Below are 19296 nucleotides of genomic sequence, written 5' to 3' on the forward strand. Positions count from 1 at the left end.
TTAAACTTTTTATCTTAATGATACATAATAGTTGTTAACTCACTTTTTCATCTGCTTTACATAAAATACAACACCTATGGTTGCTTCGGCCAATTTTCTAATGCCGCTGCAGTAATTGTATTATTTGCTGTATAGACAAAGCAGCCAAATATAATCGCAACGATCATAATGCCACTCACTTTTTTGTAAGAGAATTTAAACTCTTCTGCCGCCTGCGGTATAGTATCAAATCCTACATATGCCCAAGGTGCAATGGCAAAAGTCGCCAGTATAGCTGATACCGCACCAACTGTTCCACTGTTGGCAAATTCATCAATAGAAGTATAGGTTCCGTTCGTCCAGGCTGCAACTGCTTCTGATTTATGGAATCCCCACCACGGAGCCATATTGGCAAATGATGTCTTACTGCTGACTAAGGCTGCTATCGTCAATGTCACAACAGAAATGCCTAGCAATGCTGCGAGAATCGTCTGTACAATCCCCGCCTTCTTCACGCCAAGAATATTCAATATTCCAAATAAAATCAATATTCCCATAGCAAGCAACATTTCTCCAAGCCAGACATCTTACCGGCCACCTGATAATGCAACCCCCATTTTAAAATATCTGCTGATCCATCTAAGCCATCGACAATTAGACCAATTGCAGTCGAATTCATTGGAACATTTGTCAAATAAGCCACTACCAGAAACCATCCACGAACATATGCCGTATTTCTGCCAAAGCACATCTTGATAAAAGTAAATTCGCCGCCGGTCTTTGGATACTTTGGCACCATATACGCATAACTAAACGCAATAATGATCATTACCAATGCACCAAGTGCCATTGCCCATACATGTGTAGGACTTAACTGTCTCTGAAGTTGTCCCTGATTATCATTTTTTTATAATTACTCATATTTCTCTCTTTTTTATCAACCTGTGACATAACGATTATCAATCGCCTTTAATTCGTTAAATGTATCAATCTCTGTAATATCCTCTGCAATACATTCACGAACATGCACTTGGTAATTTTCCTTTTTATAAACAAGCGGCACCTGCTCCCAATAGCGCTCTTTTCCACCCTGCGATAAATAAACCTCATTTAAGTCATTGGCAAGCTTGATTCCATCTGCTTCACTCCAGTAGGAAATTCCAACCATCTGATGACAGTCGGTACCACCTATTTTTTCTTCTGTGATCACACCATTATGATCGGTTGCAAAACACCAGTCATCCGTGGACTCCACCGGAATACTCAAGAAATTTGTTTCATATTCATACTTACGAATCAGTTTTTTATTACGGAGCAGTAAATCTGCTTCCAAAACATACGCATTCTGCAGAAGATATCTGACACATACAGCGGAGGAAATATTATTTGCTTCATTATAAATCGGATTCTCAACAAATCTGATGTTCGGATATTTATAAAGAAGCTGATCAAACTGTTCTCCCAGATATCCACGCACAATAACAATCTCAGGAATTCCAGCTTCTACCGCTGCATCAAGAAGTGTATCAATAATGCGTGTTCCGTTGACTCTGACAAGCGGTTTAGGCGTATTCAAAGTGATCGGCACCATCCGGCTTCCAAAGCCTGCTGCTACAAATATTGCTCTCTTCACACGATAAGGTTCCAATGCATCCAGACCGGCCTGTGTAATCTGTCCATTTTTGCAATAGTTTTTTTCTGTCAATTCTTTGACTGTCTTATTCACGGCTTCAGCTGAAATTTTTAACCGCTCTGCCATATCTCTCTGAGATACAACCTCTTTTGTCTCTGTCAGAAGTACCAACATATCAAATTCTCTTTTTGTGATCATACTTTTTCTCCTAAATACATAAATCTTGTTGAAGTATAGTACTAGCATTCATTGTTGTCAATGTTACATATATAATCGGAACACTTTTCGATAATTTATCTAATTCTCCTGCTTGCATAAATATTCATCTAGTGTATCATTTTTTCTATAATTGAATTTTATTTCAATACATTTTCCTTTAAATACTCCGCAATATATCTGGATACTTTCTTTCCTCCACTCTCATTCAAATGTGTTCCTGCATCCAGACTGTCTTCCTCAAAATTCAAACCAATAACATCTGTCACCTTCATACAATTAATCAATTCAACCTCATGTGTATCTGCCCAATCCATAACTGTATTTGTCATCTCCACCGTTTTCTCATTGCATGGAAACGGTGCACGCACCAATACCAATTCTGTACCATGCTCCTTACACAGTTCATTCATCATATCCAGATATCTGAAATTTTCTTCATAAACAGGTCGTCTTTTTTCTGAAAATATCTCATCCCAGGATGCATACCCACAAGGCTGTGCGCCTGCCCAATGTTTGAATCCTCTCCCTTCTTCTGTAAAATACGGATTCATTACACTCTCTTTCCAGCCCTCAAAAGACGAATAATCCAATTCCTCCCATCTGGAATGATATTTACCTAAAGGGAATAAATAATCCAACTGCAAATCTTCCGGCACGCAATCTTTTATTGCATCCACTTTTATGTCAGAATATCGCAGATCATTTAATGAAGAATCTCTCACGCCCTCGCTCGTAAATCCTGTGTCATCCTCATCATAAAACATACCAAATATCTCTAACACAACAACATCAATATCGCTGTTATCCAACGCATCCTTGACATAATAATATGTATAATTCATTGTCTGCTGCTGCCTGCCACGATTATAGGTTTTCAAATTATAATCGTCAAATATTTCAGGATCAAAGGTACAGTAACTTTGGCTTGTTCCAAAAAACACTACATCCCAATGTTCTTCTTCATAAAAGTCTGGTATTCTTGGAAGCAAAGCTTTCGAAATATAAAATATTCCGCTTCCCAAAATCCCTAAAAAAAATATAATCTTTAATATACGTCCTGCAACTTTCATCTCGTTCCTCATATACTAATTATCAGTTTTTTCTTTCGATTTGTTGATATTGCAATTCCTCTATAATCTCTCTGTCTCAAAACTGAAAATATATAAAATTTGTTTCTGAATATCCACTTCCCCAGATTCCAAAAATCAAAATCCCCAGAATTCCGACAATAATAATAGTCCATCTTATTATAATATTTAAATTTAAAATCACATTTCGAACTTTTACTCCACGATATTTACATACATCTGCCAATAACAATAATAAAAGCGAAATAACAAGAACTATAAAATTTGGCTTACTAAGTCCCAGATCATAAAGTGCACCATTAGCCAGAAGTACCGGATCATTCATATGGAAAATGCTCTCTATAATATCAAACGCATGCTGTATTGTATCTGCACGAAAAAAAATCCAAGTAAGATCCACTAATATAAAGGTCACAAACATATAAACTATCATTAATGGCAAGAAATTTTTCTTCAGGTGTAAATTTTCTTTGATTTTATTTCTAAGAGGTGTAAAAATTGCTCCTATTACCTGATAAACACCATTCAGACCTCCCCATACAACATATGACCAATTTGCTCCATGCCAAAGACCGCTTACCAGAAACACGATCATAATATTTATATATTTTCTGATTTTTCCTTTTCTGTTTCCTCCTAATGGAATATAAAGATAATCTTTAAACCAGGAAGAGAGTGAAATATGCCATCTTCTCCAAAATTCTGCAACAGACTGAGACAGATATGGACTATTAAAGTTCTCCATCAATTCAAATCCCATAACCTCTGCAGCTCCAATTGCGATTGTGGAATATCCCGCGAAATCACAGTATATCTGAAATGCAAACAATACACTGGCTAAAAGTAAATACCTGCCATCATAAATGTCAACATTCGCATATACATTATCTACAAAGATTGCAATTCGGTCTGCAATCACCAATTTCAAAAAATATCCCCAAATCATTAGTAACAGTCCATCACACATTCTCCCATAATGATATGATTTCGGATTTCGCAGCTGATTCAATAAATTCTTTGAGCGTTCAATTGGTCCTGCTACAAGTTGTGGAAAAAAAGATACAAATAACGCGTATCGAAAGAAATTCTTTTCCGCCTCAATCTCTCTACGATACACGTCCACAGTGTATCCTAAAGCCTGAAATGTATAAAAAGAAATCCCTACTGGAAGTAATACATCTAACGATGTATTTACTGTCGGCAAACTCGTGTGATCCAATACTGCATTTATACTTTCGATTGTGAAATTAAAATATTTAAAGAAAAATAAAATTGCAAGATTAGCTACAATACATCCTACAACTACCCATTTTTTTGCCTCTATTTTTTCAGGGCGATTATCATTCAACCACTGAATCACTATACCACTTATGTAAGTAATTGCTGTAGACAATAACAACAATAATGCATACTTTGCATTCCACCCCATGTAAAAATAATAACTTGCAGTCAAAAGCCACAGATAACTTACTCTTTTGGGTAATAGGAAATAAACTACGACAACTATTGGGAAAAATACAAAAAAACTATATGAATTAAAAAGCATACCTTCTCCTACGTTATATATCTTTTATTTATATTGATACAAATACTTTTCTGGATTATCTAACATCTCATAATTTGTCATAAAAATCTCATTTAAAACTATTCTAAGTGTATTAATCCCACTTTTACCTTCAATATCCATCTCTTTTCCCTGATAATAAACACAGTTTAATATATTCTGCATATAAGGCGTTTCTATAGTTGCGTCATACTCAGGCGTTCCGTAGCACTCCATCATATGATAAGGATAACGAACTCCATGATCAGATTGTATAATAATAATAGCATTTCTATCATTTTGTAAAATGCCATCCACTGCATTCTCCATACAGGCATTTACATACTTTAATTGATTTAAATAAAGACTCTTGTCTGCCCAATTGGATGTATTTCTATAATCAACTGCTCCCCCTTCCTCATTGATTACAAATGGAGGATGAGGACATGACACATACCCTATTGTTAAGGTGGGGTTCTCCTTATCAACCATTTTATAGCATGTCTGCATCGTATTTAATATATTTTTTAAATCTGATACATAATATTGTGTATCTGTACTGGTTTCAATTTGTTCTGCTTTATAATCTTTTATTAATTGAAAAATACTTTTTTGCAAAATATAGGTTGAAATTGTATCCACTACATCTGATGTTGCAATAACATTGCACCCATCTTCATCCAAAAACTGGGTATGATTTATCAAATTAATCGTATATCCATTCGTTTTAAAAATTTGATATAACTTAGGATTTTTCATATATTTTAAATTATTTGCTTCCAGTTCGTCTGGAGAAGCAACATACTCCAAATTTAATAAATTCGGTATATTTACTGTCGTAGAACATGACTCATAATTATGACTTGTTGTTGAAATATTAAACCCATTTTCCTCAATATGTTTTAAAAAGACTCTATTATCATAATTATAATACCGTTCCAGCCCCTCTACCCCAGCATATTCATCACATATAAAAAAATATACATTTGGCTTTTCTTCAGACACATATTCTATATTCTCTGAATTTTCCACTTTTTGATAATTTAGTTTTGAGCATATTGTTGGAAGCGCCACAAAAAAATTCATTGCAATTAGTACCAGAAAATATATTCCAATCAACATACAAATATTTTGTTCAGATCTGATTTTTTTCTTAACCAGAATCATAAACATAAATATTATAAAAAATAAAATTACAATTATCTTTTTTCTTCCAATCACATGATCTACTTTGCTTAAAAATACATTAAAATTAGTTAAGATAAAAAGTATTACATCACTGGCTAACACTGCCTTACCAGTATTCTTCATGAAAATAATACAAATTACAAACACTACTATCGCTAATGCCAAAAATTTTTCGAATGCAGGTAATGCATCAATAAGTTTTGCCTCATCGGCATTCTGGAAATACATAAATAAACATGGATACAAAATAACAAACGCTATTGTACTTATTGTAAAAAATTTTTTTATACTTCTTCTCATTTACTTTTACCTGTTTTGTTGCATATATCACTAAAATCCTGTACTTGCCTTAAAACCTTCCGGTGCCGGCAGCATCTCATAATCCGTTCCAAAGTAAGTATTCAGTACCGTTCTCCATGTATTAATACTTGTCATACCTTCTATATCGAGCTTTTCACCCTTATAATAGAAACAGTTTAAAATATTCTGCATATATAAAGTCTCTACTGACGCATCATAGGCTTTGGCACCATAATGATCAACCTGCCAGTGCGGATATCTTGCTCCATGGTCAGACATTAGTATAATGAATGAATCCGGATCGTTTTTCTGAATATCCTCTACAATTCTTTCCATACATTTTGTAATATATTTGTATTGGTTAAGATATATGCTTTTATCTTTCCAATTTGTTTCATCCTCTTTCGCTATCCGATTACCATCTGCGTCAAATGTAAAATATTCATGTGGACATTCTGCATAAGCAAAAGTAAATGTTGGTTTACTATCACTCGTATAATCTGTAATATTTTCCATAATAGTCAACACATCACTCAGATTCGTATAATAATCATTGGAGTTTCCGCTTAATTTTTGTTTTCCCCAACTCACAAAAGAATCAACTTCACTCCAGATACCATTGTCAAGAACATAAGTAGATAAATTTTCTTTCTTCTGTTTATAATTTAAAACATTACAATTGGTATCTGAAAATGTATTCAAATGATTGACCATATTAATCTGATATCCATTATTGGCAAAGAGCTGATATAGATACGCATTCTCCGATCGCGCCATATTATCAATAGAGTAAATATCATCACTTGCTACATATGAGAGATTCAGAATATTGGGTACAATTGTAGATGTCCAAATAGACTCTGTGTTATGACTTCCATATGAAATATTAAATCCCCTCTGTGTAAGAAAATCTGAAAATTCCTGATTATCGTAATCATAATAGTGTTCAATATTCTCAAAACCCGCATATTCATCAAATAAAAAGAAATATACATTCGGCTTGTCTCCGGTAAATCTTTTTTCGGCAATATCATTTTCTTCCTGTGAGACAGCTGTCTTATTATTATTGGTTAATATCTGTGGAATTGAACTTATCAGGTTGAAAACTATGAGAACGAAAAACACAATTCCGAGAATTGTACAAATATTTTCCGGCTCATTTATTTTTCTTTTTATAACAGAGAATACTATCGTTAATATAACTGCAACAATCACAAAAAAATATGCTTTTCTCATACCCGGGATTATTTTTTTGATTGCTCCAAGAATCGTATTAAAATTCATAAAAAGAAGTAATGCTATCTCACTTGTTAAAAAAGCCTTTCTTATGTTTCTAAATAGTACACTAAATGCAACTAATAAAACTACTGCTAAAATCAAATTTTTCCCGATCGATGGTAAAATTTCTATAAAATGTCCCTCCGACATGTTATGAAAATACATAAACATGCTCGGATATAAAATAATTGCGATCATCGAAATAAAGCATTTGACATTGTTTTTAATTTTCATCTCTTTATCCTCTGTTTTATCAAAAGTTTGCCATCCTAATAATAAGAATCTACCATTGGGAAAATTTCATGTAATTCATTATCATATTGATACTGGATTGCACCAAGATTTCCATCATATTCATATTTATAATAAATATTTGCTCCTCCCTGCATTCCATCGTATCTTTTCACATCCGGATATTCCGTATCATATGTTCTATCATAGAAAACACGATGTCGCACCTCATCCTGCTTAAACTCATGAAAACTCTGTCCAAAAACAGAATAATCTTCTCCTAATAACTCTACAATCGTTGGCATAAGTTCCTCATATGTAATAGGCGCATTATTTTCCTGCATTACATCATGCGTCTCATGAGGCTCTTTCATAAAGAAAATAGGTTGGGCATTTCTACCTGTTCCATGATCCGTCATAATAATAATTGTAGAATCATCATAGGAGCCTGATTCCTTAATCTGGTTAATATACTCTGCCGCTAACAAAAAAATACCTTTTATAGTATCATCTCTATCTGGATCCTGTGCATATTGACAATTTGCATCATTAATAAATTCATGTCCACCATTTAAGTGATTCACAACAAAATAATTGCTGGAATCATCAATCGTCAGACCTTTTTCCATCATTGTATTGTAAAAATTCGGATTTGAATACTGCATCGTATTATTCGGATACGATACAATACTTGCATATTGTTCATTCTGTACATCAAATTTTGGTTTAAAATATTCTGGCATATATCGGTATAATGACATTTTCAGCATAGTTTTATACAAAAGTGGCTTATCAATTTCTCTTGCATCATCTTTTTCTATAATATTGTCTACTTTTCCTTCCGCAATTTCAAGACTATTACCTCCCGTCATAACTTCTGACAAATACGAAAACACATTCATCTTATAATTATGACTATGTAAAATATTAAAATATGCATTCGTTTTCTCATTGTCCCAACTTTGTTTAAAATAATCATTTACAGATAAACTTAGATCCAATGGATTTCCTGTCAAGATATGAATAAAGGATGGATATGTTCCATAATAATTACAATCTGCATTGTTATAGTATGTGAAATCTTCTAACCCTTTTGTAATATCCGGATAAGTTGCTCTTGCTTCCTCAAACCATTCATTTGGCAAATTATCAAAAAGAAGTACAATAATATTCTCATTGGAAGAGATTGTAAACTGCTGCTCCATGTTTAAACAAAGTTCATTTTCAGCATAATGAAAAGCTCCATCATCTGTTGTCAGAAATAAGGAGCCGTATGCAACCAGCTGGACTAATAAAAGCACTGTTGTTGTAAGCTGTATTACCTTACTCCATTTCTTTTTGCAAACAAATGTGATGACAAATGTAATTGCAATTGCAGCTCCCCAAAAAACAGCATTCTTTATTACTCTGTCGGCATCTGGAATATACCCCTCTGCTGTCACACCAATCTGGTCAATCCCTTTATTTAAAAACATAACCTGAATATATCCGGCAATGGATAATCCCCAGACAACTGCTAATATAATCTTCCGAATTATTTCTGGGAAAAATACCAAAACGAATGCAATTATGATGGAAATGGTAAATCCAACCACAAAAAATAACCAACCGAATTCCCCATATACAACTCCCAACTCTGTATAATTACCAAAAAAGACTTCGGACGGACCAAAAATTCCAATCATAAAGATAAATAGAAAGACAGATTCCCAACATAAAAAAATTTTTCAAATATTCTTTTTTTTCATTTTTGCACCTCATATAAAGTTAATAACTCATATCATTTTACATGATAACCCTGTGTATTTCAAGAATTTTCAACTGAATACTATCCCTTCCCTGTGTTCTATGCTATAATTGCATTCGTAATTTTTCAATCGAAATACATTTAATAAGAAAGAGGAAATTTATGTTAAAAAAAGCTGTTACACCTGGTTCTTTTCTTAAAAACTATTTATTTACACTTTTGATCGTATTTCTGCCATTGTTCATGTTTGGCGTTTTCGGACCGTCTGAGATTTTTTTCGGCAACTACAGTGAATTTGGTTTTATCTATAGGGAATTTGGATGGAAATTTCTGGGAATTTCTGTAGTCCTTGCGCTTTTTATCGCCCTAATCTTACAGATTGTTCCAAAATTTCCGCGAACACTGATTCTCTCCGTTTTATGGGGTTTTACCATTGCCGGGTATATTCAGACCATGTTTCTGAATAAAAATCTCGACCAGATTGGGGTATCTGCTGAAGGATATACAGCCAATGCTACACGGGTCATCCTGAATGCTTTATTCTGGCTTGTTATCCTGGCTGCATCTGTGCTTATCTGTGTTTTCAAAAAAGACCTTTGTACCCGACTGCTGACCGTAACCAGTAGTATTCTCCTTGGTATCCAGATTGTAGGATTTGTGTCTTTATTTCTTACAGCAGATGCTTCTGCAATGGCTTACAATGACACCGATGGAGAACTCTCCCTAAGCGGTGCCGGACAATATACACTCTCCTCTAATGAAAATATTATCCTGTTTGTTCTGGATAATTTTTCCAACACCTTCTGGGATGAAGCGCTCGCTTCCTACCCAGACATGACAGATTCTCTTTCTGATTTTACATACTATAATAATGCTGACTGTGCCTACTGGGGAACTTATCCATCACTTGCACATATGCTTACCGGTAATCCTCTGGATACCGGTCTTTCTGTAAACGACTGGTTAAACCAATGCTGGAATAACGATTCCACAAACACATACTATAAACTTCTCGAAAAACACAATTACAAAGTAAATCTGTACACTCCTGTGACCAGTCTTCTTACCGGGACCGATACTCTGGAATTACTTCAGGGGAAAATAGATAATGTAGGAACTGAATCTTCTTCAAGAGAGATTGACTATGAAAAACTCAATAAAACGATGCTGCAAATGTCCTGCTATCGTTTTTTACCTGAATATTTCAAACCTCAATTTGATGTAAATAATTCTCAATATACAAGCATTGTATCTTACCCAGACAATGAAATGATGTATTCCAACTATAGTTTTTATGAAAAACTGCAAGATACCGGATTAAGCCTTGATTCAGCATCCAACTATTTTACGATCCAGCATCTGAATGGCACGCATGAATTCGTCAACGACGAAAACTGCGCTTATGATCCTGATAATGCAACCTGCGCAACAACTGTAAAAGGTATTTTTACAATGCTTGATGCCTACTTACAGCAGCTTAAAGACCTTGGTATTTATGATAACTCAACGATTATCATTACCGCCGATCATGGTTCCGAAGCACGTTCACAGATGATTTTCTTTATGAAAGGAAAAAATGAAACGCACGACTCTATGCAGACAACGAATGCTCCAATCAGCCTGAATGATCTTGTTCCTACCATTGTGGAAGCTATAGGTGAAGATTATACTCCATACGGTCAGAGTGTCCACGATTTTTCTGCTGACGAGTCCAGGGAACGCAGCGTTTACATCCGCGTAAGAGACGATGCATATCCTGCCGTCAAACGCTTCGATGGCGTGACCGAAGGCGGCATGAATGCTTATCATGTATATACTTATTATGGCACACTGAAAGACCTTGTCTTTCTTTATGACAATGGATATTATACACCTGTACAGGTAATTGATTCCTATTTCTAATGATTACTTAAGGAGATTTTTATGTCATTTAACTCATCTGACTTTTTAATTTTTTTCCCGATTGTGGTATTGATATACTTTCTGATTCCACAAAAGCTAAAAAACTACTGGCTTCTGATTGCCAGCTACTATTTCTATATGTGTTGGAATGCCAAATATGCTCTGATCATTCTTTTTTCTACCATAGTGACATACCTTAGCGGTCTTGCACTGGATACGCTCCAGCAAAGATCTGCTGATCCGCTTATCATGCGGAAGAAAAAAATAGTTGTAGCTATTAGTGTTTTATTAAACCTGTCCCTGCTTTTTTATTTTAAATATATTAATTTTGCAATCGGAATTTTAGGGGATGCACTGTCCGTCTTCCATATACAGCTCAATCTTCCATCTGTCGATATTCTTCTTCCTGTCGGCATCTCTTTCTATACCTTTCAGGCACTGGGATATACGATCGATGTATACCGTGGAGATACCTGTGCTGAAAAGAATTTTTTTCAGTATGCACTTTTTGTATCATTCTTTCCGCAGCTGGTCGCCGGTCCGATTGAGCGTTCCAGTCACCTGCTGCAACAGCTTGCCACACCACATAAGTTTAATTCCGAGGAAGCCAAAAGCGGTCTTTTACTGATGCTCTGGGGATTTTTCTTAAAAATTGTACTGGCTGACCGTATTGCAATCTTCGTTGACTGGGTTTACGGTGATTATCACACCTTTGGTGGATGGTATCTGATCGTAGCCACTGCACTTTTTGCCATTCAGATCTACTGTGATTTTGCCGGATACTCTATTATCGCTATGGGGGCTGCCCAGATTCTCGGTATCCGGTTAATGGAAAACTTCCAGTCTCCTTATCTGGCAGTTTCTGTTGCTGACTTCTGGAGAAGATGGCATATTTCCCTGACTTCCTGGTTCAGGGACTACCTCTATATTCCGCTCGGTGGAAGCAGATGCAGTAAATGGCGTAAATATAGGAACAAAATGATTGTTTTCCTCGTAAGCGGTCTCTGGCATGGTGCAAAAATCTCTTTTGTCGTGTGGGGTGGTCTGAACGGACTTTACCAGATCATCGGTGAGATTCTGCAGCCTTTGCGTGATAAACTTGTGAAACTTTTTCACTTAAACCGAAATTCCATCGGACATAAAGCCGTTCATATTATAGTGACTTTTGTCCTGATTGATTTCACCTGGATATTTTTCCGCGCCAACAGTTTTTCAGAAGCACTCACGATTCTCTCACAGATTATCCATATACATAATCCATGGATTCTCTTTGATGGATCACTTTATAACTGTGGACTGAATTCCAAAAACTTCTGCTTTATGCTTTTATGTATTTTGTTACTTTTTGTAACGGATTATTTAAAGCAGAAGAAAATATGTATCCGTGAAATTATCGCCAGACAGGATGCCTGGTGTCAGGTTCTGATCATAGCATTTTCCGTTGTTTTCCTTCTGATATTCGGAATTTACGGAACTTCCTATGATGCATCCAAATTTATTTATTTTCAATTTTAGAGGTAAAAATAATGAAAAAAATAGTATGCTGCATCAGTTGTGCTGCCATCATTGGTATCTCCGTATTCTATGCCGGACGCCTTTTACAACCTAATTTTACAGTGGATGCTTTCCATGCAATAGAATCTTTTCATTCCATGCCTGAAAATTCATTTGATGTCATCGCCTGTGGTTCCAGCCATGTATATAAAGGATTAAATGTAAATGAAATGACAGAAAGATATGGATTCAGTGCTTATAATTATGGCTGTAACTGGCAATTTCTTAATACCACCACTTTGTTCTTTGAGGACGCCCTAAGAACACAATCTCCTAAAGTGATATTAATTGAAACCTTTAACGTAGACAAAGTTCATGAAGACACGGATCTCAATGGTGAAATTTATTACACAAAAGGCATTTCCGATTTTAAAGGAAAAAGAGAATATTTAGCCCAATGCTTTGGTAAGAATAAGGATCGTTACTTATCTTACTATATCCCATTACTTGCCTTTCACGAAAACTGGACAAACGTTAATTATTACAGTTTTGATTCCGGAACTTCCGTCGAAGAGTATCAGGCATCGCATGGATTTTCAGGCAGCGACCATATTGTTCCAACAGTGATCTCCGATCCCGCAACGTTCGAGCAGAAAGAGCTGCCTGATAGTTCTGTCAGATTATTAGATAAAATTGTAAACATCTGCAATGAAAATAATATTCGTCTTATCTTTTATACTGTTCCTTATGAGGGGGAATATAATTATTCAGATGCCATGGCCGAATATGCTGCTGCCAACAACTGCACTTACCTTAACCTGTTTGAACACATGGATGATGTCGGGCTCAACGGTGATACAGATTTTATGGATATCGAACACCTGAATATAAGCGGAGCAACCAAAGTTGCCGACTATCTTGGAGAATATATTGTTTCTCATAATCTGCTCTCTGAAACAAACTAAAAGTGATATGCTGCACGAAAGGAGTTTTCTAATGGCAAAGAAAAACGTTTTCCTACATTTTCTTTCAAACTATATTGTTGTATTGCTTCTATTTTTCACGCTCTTCGTTATGGGGCCATCTGAAATATTTTTTGGCAATTATAAAGAATTTGGATTTGTCTATCAGGAATTTGGATGGAAATTTTTCATTTTTGCATTCTTAATATCATTTATTTTTACGCTTGTTATTTCATTCTTTCCAGACAAGCTCGGAAAATATATTCTTTCTGTTTTCTGGGGAATCGGAATTGCAGGATATATCCAGACAATGTTTTTAAACCGCCATCTGGAACAAATGGGTGTCCGTGCAGAAGCATACACCGCATCACCTTCAAAAATAATTGTAAATTCCATTATTTGGACAACTATCATTTTGGGAGCTTTGCTGTTTGCAAAATTTCAACAGAATATCTTCAAAAAAGTAATGTTAACATCCTCTCTCATTATTCTGGGGATGCAATGTGTTGGATACATTTCACTTTTCCCCTCCGCAGATAAATCCGCCTTTACATACTACAGTGACAAGGACGAACTTATTCTGGATGGAAGTAAGCAATTTACCGTATCCTCAAATGATAACATTATCTTATTTATTCTGGATAATTTTTCCAGCACTTACCTTGCATCTGCCGTTGAAAAATATCCGGATTTAAAGGATTTTCTGCATGATTTCACTTATTACAATAATGCCGACTGCAATTACCATGGAACTTATCCATCGCTACCGCATTTACTAACAGGAAACGATTTAGATCCTTCGTTATCTGTTGATGACTGGTTAGAAGAATGTTGGACAAATACTACTACAAATGATTATTTTTCTATTTTATCTGATGCCAATTACAAAGTAAATTTATATACTCCAACGACATCTATTCTGACAGGTAATCATTCTCTGCCGCTTCTTGACGGAAAAATTAGTAATATAACTACAAAACAAAGTTCTATTTGCATTGATTACCATAAACTGTATAAGACAATGTTCTATATGTCCTGCTATCGCTTTATGCCAGAATATTTCAAATCCTTTTTTGACGTATCAAATGAAACATATACCACTATTGTATCTTATCCGCAAAACAATATTTTACATACGAACTATGATTTTTATAATCATCTCATAGAAAATGGTCTGACAACTGATTCATCTGGTAATTATTTCATAATTCAGCACTTAAATGGTACACATGAATTCACAACCGATGAAAATTGTCAGTTTGATGATCAGAATGCAACTTGCCAATCAACCGTTAAAGGAATTTTCACTATGCTTGAAGCTTATTTGAACGAATTAAAAACACTAGGCGTTTATGATGATTCAACTATTATTATCACCTCTGATCATGGTGACGTTGAATATCCACAAATAATCTTTTTCATCAAGGAAAAACAGGAATCCCACGAATCACTTAATGGTACCAATGCTCCTATTACTTTAGACGAACTTGTTCCAACCATCGTTCAATCGCTTGATAAAGATTACAGTGAATTCGGATATAGTATACATGATTTTTATCCCGATCAGCAACGGGAACGTCTGCTTTATATCCGGGATTATGACGCTTCTTATCCAGATGTTCCACGCTACGATGGAATCTCTTCCGGTGGATCAAACGTATACCACTTATACAACTATACAGGTAATATTGATGATCAGATTAATGCCTTGCAAAATTATCAATACACAACCATACCAATGGTTGACTCTTATTTTTAAACACAGAAAAGGATACCTTTTATGAATGAAACAACTTTAAAAATTTTTAATCGAACACTCCATATAAAAAAGCAATGGAAAATTACATTTCTCGCCACATGGATTGGTGGAATGCTGGCTCATGCCTATCGTTTTTTCAACTTTCTGCCATCCTGGGATTCTATGTATAACTTTGCCGGAACCGGTGCTACTTACTCTTCCGGAAGATGTTTTCTTGAATTTTTCAGTAAAATCTCTTCCAAATATGATATGCCCTGGGTGAATGGTGCATTGTCCCTGCTCTATATCAGCCTTGCAAGCATACTGCTTGTTGAACTTTTCGAGTTACAGGAATGCGCATCCTGCGTATTGCTTGCCCTGCTCATTGTTTCTTTCCCTACCGTCACAGCATCCTTTGCATTTATGTTCACTGCTGACGGTTACATGATGGCATTTTTAATGGCTGTGCTAGGCATTTATCTGACCTGGAGATATAGATACGGTATCTTTCCGGGTATTATCTGCATTGGATTAAGCATTGGAACTTATCAGGCATACATCAGTGTCATGCTCTGCATTCTGCTTGTTATGTTTGCCCGTGATCTGCTTATAAAACAGAAAGATTTCAAATCTTTCTGTTGCAGCAACTGGAAATATATCCCACTTCTGCTTGGAGGCTTTATTTTCTATAAGATTGCATCCACACTCATTAATGCTTACTATCACATTACATTGACAGACTATCAGGGAATCGGTCAGATTCATATTCTGTCACTTTGGGAATACAAACAGGCTTTCCGAAATGTATATAATGAATTGTCCCACCTGTTTTCTTTCAACGAAGCTCTTAATGTATACTGGTACGGATATGCTAACCGCCTTGTAATCGTCCTTATTCTGCTCTGCACGGTCTGTCTTGTACTCAAAAATAAACTGTACAGACGGCCACTTGCTTTTATTGCCGGAATACTCTGCACCATCTGCCTGCCACTTGCCGTGTGTTTTCTATTCTTTGTATCATCCGACGTCTGGTATCACACACTGATGGAGATGGGAGCCTGCTTTATTTACCTGCTATTGCTCTGTTATCTGGAACATGGCTGTGAAAAAACATATTTTGAAAAAATCATAAAATCTATCGGAATTGTTGTACTTTGTTATCTTTCCTTCTACAACATCCGAAATGCCAATATCTGCTATAATGAGATGAACCTGAGCTACGAAAAAAGCTATAGCATTGCCAGCAATGTATTAGACCGCATAGAAGATCTGGACGAGTTTCCTGAGATATCCAAGGTTGCCATCATTGGAACCTACCACACCTATTCTTCTAATATTGGCGGAACTGTACCTTATATTATTGGTGTAGATCAGGATAACTTCCTAAATCTTGATTTTCACTATTTTGCTATGTGGAATTACTGTTTTGGTATTCAGCTTGACCAAGCCAGCAGTGAAGAGATTGCTGCCATCAAACAGACCGAAGAGTACCAGAAGCTTGATTCCTATCCATCAAAAAACTGTATTGCAGTAATTCATGACATTATTGTGATAAAGCTGCCAGAAGAATAGAAAAAAGTGCTGCAACTTTGAAAAATTCAGAGCTGCAGCACTTTTTCTATTCTTCTTTCTCTTGTTTTGGTAAACATTTATCCATGTTCAGACTCACTTATTTTTTTCCGTTTCTTCGTCATTGCTTTTCTGAATAATATAATGCGGTCTTTTCTTCACTTCCATATAGGTCTTAGACAGATATTGTCCCATGATTCCCATACAGAACAATTGAATTCCACCAACAAACGTAATGATACATACCAGGGATGGCCATCCACTGACCGGATCTCCAAAAATAAGCTTTCGAACAATGATAAATATGATTGCAACAAAAGAAATAAACGTCATCAAAATTCCAAGGTAAGAAGAAATCATCAGCGGAACATTTGAAAAATTGACAATGCCATCCAGAGAATACGCCAAAAGCTTCCAGAAACTCCACTTTGTCTCTCCTGCTGTTCTTTCTATATTCTCATATTCCAGCCATTTTGTCCGATAACCAACCCACCCAAAAATTCCTTTGGAAAAGCGATTATACTCTGATAATGCAAGAACACTGTTCACCATATCTCTCGTCATCATACGAAAATCTCTGGCTCCATCTACGATATCCGCATCGGATATCCTGCGTATCAGTTTATAAAAGCATCTGGCGCAAAAAGAACGTACCATCGGTTCCCCTTTACGACTTACACGTCTTGTTGCCACACTGTCATATTCTCCTGACTCAAGTGTACTTATCATCTCTGGAAGAAGTGCCGGTGGATCCTGCATATCTGCATCCATGATCACAACATAATCTCCTCTGGCATTATTAAGTCCTGCATAAATTGCCGCCTCTTTTCCAAAATTTCTGGAAAATGAATAATACTTCACATGTCTATCTTTCTGTGCCAGTCCACACACTTTCTGTTCTGTATAATCCTTAGATCCATCATCCACGAACAATATCTCATAATCACATTGCCCATTCGTCATCACATCCGTAACCGTAGCATATATTGTCTCTACTGTCTTCTCTTCGTTGTAACATGGAATAATTATGCTGAGCAATTTTCTGTCCATTCTTCCGCTACCTCTTTCCTGTCTCCGCCACGCTCAAAAGGATACATCCCGACATCTCTGCTGATCATGTACTCACATCCGTTCCGGCTTTGCATGTATCTGTAAGTTATGTTATAATGTATATATTAATGTGCATATGTAACAGGTACTGCATAGCAGACATTTTCGTTCAGGAGACTACACTTATGAATATATTAATAGAAAAATTAAAACAGCGCAATGCATTTTCAACAACCTTTTTATATATCATCTATTTTCTGCTTGGAATGTATTACCCCCTTTTCAGTTTCATGCGTCAGACCGTACCGCAGTATTGGGGACAGGTTACACTTTTTTATCATATACTGCTGATATTGCTTCTGGCAAAAGTACTCCTTCAGAAAAACTCTGTTTTTGACTGGATTTTTTTGGCTGGATTGTTTTATCTCTGTTATAAAAGCTACCAGTATAATTATGATTTCTATAATATTTTCGGTACCATGATGTTCCTCTGCTGTGCCAAAAATATAGAAATAAAAAAAATTGTAAAATTAGATTTATATATCCGTATTGTACGCAGTGTCTTGTTTCTCACCTTACCTTTTATGGGCTTAATGATCAATAAAATAAATGTATGGATTGGTGGAAGAACCCGCACCTTCTTCGGATGGACTCACGCTAATATGATGGGGCTTGATTTTTTACTTTTGGCAATGGACATTATGTATCTCCGAAAAGAATGTAAGAAATGGTACGACTGTATCCTATATGCTGTTTTTATCATCTTTCTGGACAAAACAGCCAATAGCAGAACCGCTGAGGCCATTATTGCCATGTTAATTGTCATCCACTTATTGTCGATTATCATGCAAAGAAACTGGTTCCATAAAATGATGGTGCTATTTACATCTGGAGCATTCCTTCTATGTGTTGGTATTCCATTTATCGGAAGTTATTTATATATCCACAAACCGGAATTATTTTTACAACATGACGGAACCATGCTCTCAAGAATTCAATTGACTACTACCTTCTATCTAAGAAATGGTGGCTTTGGTTTCTATGGATTTCCTATAGAAGATCAAGATTGCCTTGACATGATGTTCTCTTATATTGGACTTCATTGGGGAACCGCAGCGTTCATCATTATTTCAGCAGCTATTATATATGCCATTTATAAGGCATCCAGAGAACAGCATACCAGCTTCCTGATCTTGCTTTTCTTCTTCCTTGTATATGGCTGGGCAGAAGTTGCACCTATCTATCCTGTATATTCTTATCTGTCGCTCTTATTAGGCTATTACATTATGAACCGCAAGCCATTTTATTGTAAGCGTCCATATACCTGCGCTAATTTCTAAATAACACATGCATCGTCTTTGCCAGATGCATGCGT

Annotated in this window: 15 protein-coding genes; 6 read left to right on the plus strand and 9 right to left on the minus strand. The window is 35.7% G+C overall.

Going from position 1 to position 19296, the window contains the following annotated elements:
- Positions 1-74: 74 nt before the first annotated feature.
- The 8 genes from ROSEINA2194_RS11005 to ROSEINA2194_RS11040 all read right to left on the minus strand — a co-directional run bounded on the left by ROSEINA2194_RS11005 (position 75) and on the right by ROSEINA2194_RS11040 (position 9093).
- Positions 75-536 (minus strand): amino acid permease, encoded by a 462-nt coding sequence (locus tag ROSEINA2194_RS11005; protein ID WP_007886817.1) that lies wholly within the window; start codon positions 534-536, stop codon positions 75-77.
- Positions 524-829: an APC family permease gene (locus ROSEINA2194_RS11010; protein WP_007886819.1), complete on the minus strand. Its 306-nt coding sequence runs from the start codon at positions 827-829 to the stop codon at positions 524-526. Before ROSEINA2194_RS11010 ends, ROSEINA2194_RS11005 begins: the two co-directional genes overlap by 13 nt.
- A gap of 87 nt (positions 830-916) precedes the next feature.
- Entirely contained in the window at positions 917-1810 is an 894-nt protein-coding gene (locus ROSEINA2194_RS11015; protein ID WP_044927708.1) for an NTP transferase domain-containing protein, read from the minus strand.
- Between the two features lie 158 nt (positions 1811-1968).
- On the minus strand, positions 1969-2901 hold the full coding sequence (locus ROSEINA2194_RS11020) for an SGNH/GDSL hydrolase family protein (protein WP_044927711.1): 933 nt from the start codon (positions 2899-2901) through the stop codon (positions 1969-1971).
- Positions 2902-2977: 76 nt separating this feature from the next.
- A complete protein-coding gene (locus tag ROSEINA2194_RS11025) occupies positions 2978-4465 on the minus strand; it encodes an MBOAT family O-acyltransferase (protein WP_044927714.1) in 1488 nt (495 codons plus the stop codon).
- 24 nt (positions 4466-4489) lie between these two features.
- Entirely contained in the window at positions 4490-5950 is a 1461-nt protein-coding gene (locus tag ROSEINA2194_RS11030) for a sulfatase-like hydrolase/transferase (protein ID WP_044927716.1), read from the minus strand.
- Between the two features lie 30 nt (positions 5951-5980).
- Positions 5981-7462: an alkaline phosphatase family protein gene (locus ROSEINA2194_RS11035; RefSeq protein ID WP_007886830.1), complete on the minus strand. Its 1482-nt coding sequence runs from the start codon at positions 7460-7462 to the stop codon at positions 5981-5983.
- 35 nt (positions 7463-7497) lie between these two features.
- Entirely contained in the window at positions 7498-9093 is a 1596-nt protein-coding gene (locus ROSEINA2194_RS11040) for an LTA synthase family protein (protein WP_172727100.1), read from the minus strand.
- Positions 9094-9368: 275 nt separating this feature from the next.
- On the opposite strand from ROSEINA2194_RS11040, the gene ROSEINA2194_RS11045 reads away from it, so the two are divergent.
- From ROSEINA2194_RS11045 to ROSEINA2194_RS11065, 5 genes are read left to right on the plus strand one after another with little or no spacing between them, the layout of a single operon-like run.
- Positions 9369-11108, plus strand: a complete 1740-nt coding sequence (locus ROSEINA2194_RS11045) for a sulfatase-like hydrolase/transferase (RefSeq protein ID WP_007886832.1) — start codon at positions 9369-9371, stop codon at positions 11106-11108.
- A 21-nt stretch (positions 11109-11129) separates the two neighbouring features.
- On the plus strand, positions 11130-12623 hold the full coding sequence (locus ROSEINA2194_RS11050) for an MBOAT family O-acyltransferase (RefSeq protein WP_007886833.1): 1494 nt from the start codon (positions 11130-11132) through the stop codon (positions 12621-12623).
- Between the two features lie 11 nt (positions 12624-12634).
- Entirely contained in the window at positions 12635-13567 is a 933-nt protein-coding gene (locus tag ROSEINA2194_RS11055) for an SGNH/GDSL hydrolase family protein (RefSeq protein WP_007886834.1), read from the plus strand.
- 31 nt (positions 13568-13598) lie between these two features.
- A complete protein-coding gene (locus tag ROSEINA2194_RS11060) occupies positions 13599-15323 on the plus strand; it encodes a hypothetical protein (protein WP_044927718.1) in 1725 nt (574 codons plus the stop codon).
- A 21-nt stretch (positions 15324-15344) separates the two neighbouring features.
- A complete protein-coding gene (locus ROSEINA2194_RS11065) occupies positions 15345-16874 on the plus strand; it encodes a glucosyltransferase domain-containing protein (RefSeq protein WP_007886837.1) in 1530 nt (509 codons plus the stop codon).
- Between the two features lie 93 nt (positions 16875-16967).
- Here the strand turns inward: ROSEINA2194_RS11065 and ROSEINA2194_RS11070 are convergent, their stop codons facing one another.
- Positions 16968-17921, minus strand: a complete 954-nt coding sequence (locus ROSEINA2194_RS11070; RefSeq protein ID WP_007886839.1) for a glycosyltransferase family 2 protein — start codon at positions 17919-17921, stop codon at positions 16968-16970.
- A 185-nt stretch (positions 17922-18106) separates the two neighbouring features.
- Here ROSEINA2194_RS11070 and ROSEINA2194_RS11075 point away from each other — a divergent pair, with 185 nt between their 5' ends.
- Complete coding sequence (locus ROSEINA2194_RS11075; RefSeq protein WP_044927720.1) at positions 18107-19261, plus strand: hypothetical protein; 1155 nt, start codon at positions 18107-18109, stop codon at positions 19259-19261.
- Positions 19262-19296: the final 35 nt, after the last annotated feature.

Source organism: Roseburia inulinivorans DSM 16841, from assembly GCF_000174195.1.
In the GTDB taxonomy this organism is placed as follows: domain Bacteria; phylum Bacillota; class Clostridia; order Lachnospirales; family Lachnospiraceae; genus Roseburia; species Roseburia inulinivorans.

Bases quoted from the DNA above. Each gene is read 5' to 3' on its own strand.
- ROSEINA2194_RS11015 (WP_044927708.1), bottom strand. From the start codon at position 1,810: ATGATCACAAAAAGAGAATTTGATATGTTGGTACTTCTGACAGAGACA.
- ROSEINA2194_RS11075 (WP_044927720.1), top strand. From the start codon at position 18,107: ATGAATATATTAATAGAAAAATTAAAACAGCGCAATGCATTTTCAACA.
- ROSEINA2194_RS11065 (WP_007886837.1), top strand. From the start codon at position 15,345: ATGAATGAAACAACTTTAAAAATTTTTAATCGAACACTCCATATAAAA.
- ROSEINA2194_RS11055 (WP_007886834.1), top strand. From the start codon at position 12,635: ATGAAAAAAATAGTATGCTGCATCAGTTGTGCTGCCATCATTGGTATC.
- ROSEINA2194_RS11025 (WP_044927714.1), bottom strand. From the start codon at position 4,465: ATGCTTTTTAATTCATATAGTTTTTTTGTATTTTTCCCAATAGTTGTC.
- ROSEINA2194_RS11005 (WP_007886817.1), bottom strand. From the start codon at position 536: ATGGGAATATTGATTTTATTTGGAATATTGAATATTCTTGGCGTGAAG.
- ROSEINA2194_RS11050 (WP_007886833.1), top strand. From the start codon at position 11,130: ATGTCATTTAACTCATCTGACTTTTTAATTTTTTTCCCGATTGTGGTA.
- ROSEINA2194_RS11060 (WP_044927718.1), top strand. From the start codon at position 13,599: ATGGCAAAGAAAAACGTTTTCCTACATTTTCTTTCAAACTATATTGTT.
- ROSEINA2194_RS11070 (WP_007886839.1), bottom strand. From the start codon at position 17,921: ATGGACAGAAAATTGCTCAGCATAATTATTCCATGTTACAACGAAGAG.
- ROSEINA2194_RS11035 (WP_007886830.1), bottom strand. From the start codon at position 7,462: ATGAAAATTAAAAACAATGTCAAATGCTTTATTTCGATGATCGCAATT.
- ROSEINA2194_RS11030 (WP_044927716.1), bottom strand. From the start codon at position 5,950: ATGAGAAGAAGTATAAAAAAATTTTTTACAATAAGTACAATAGCGTTT.
- ROSEINA2194_RS11020 (WP_044927711.1), bottom strand. From the start codon at position 2,901: ATGAAAGTTGCAGGACGTATATTAAAGATTATATTTTTTTTAGGGATT.
- ROSEINA2194_RS11045 (WP_007886832.1), top strand. From the start codon at position 9,369: ATGTTAAAAAAAGCTGTTACACCTGGTTCTTTTCTTAAAAACTATTTA.
- ROSEINA2194_RS11010 (WP_007886819.1), bottom strand. From the start codon at position 829: ATGGCACTTGGTGCATTGGTAATGATCATTATTGCGTTTAGTTATGCG.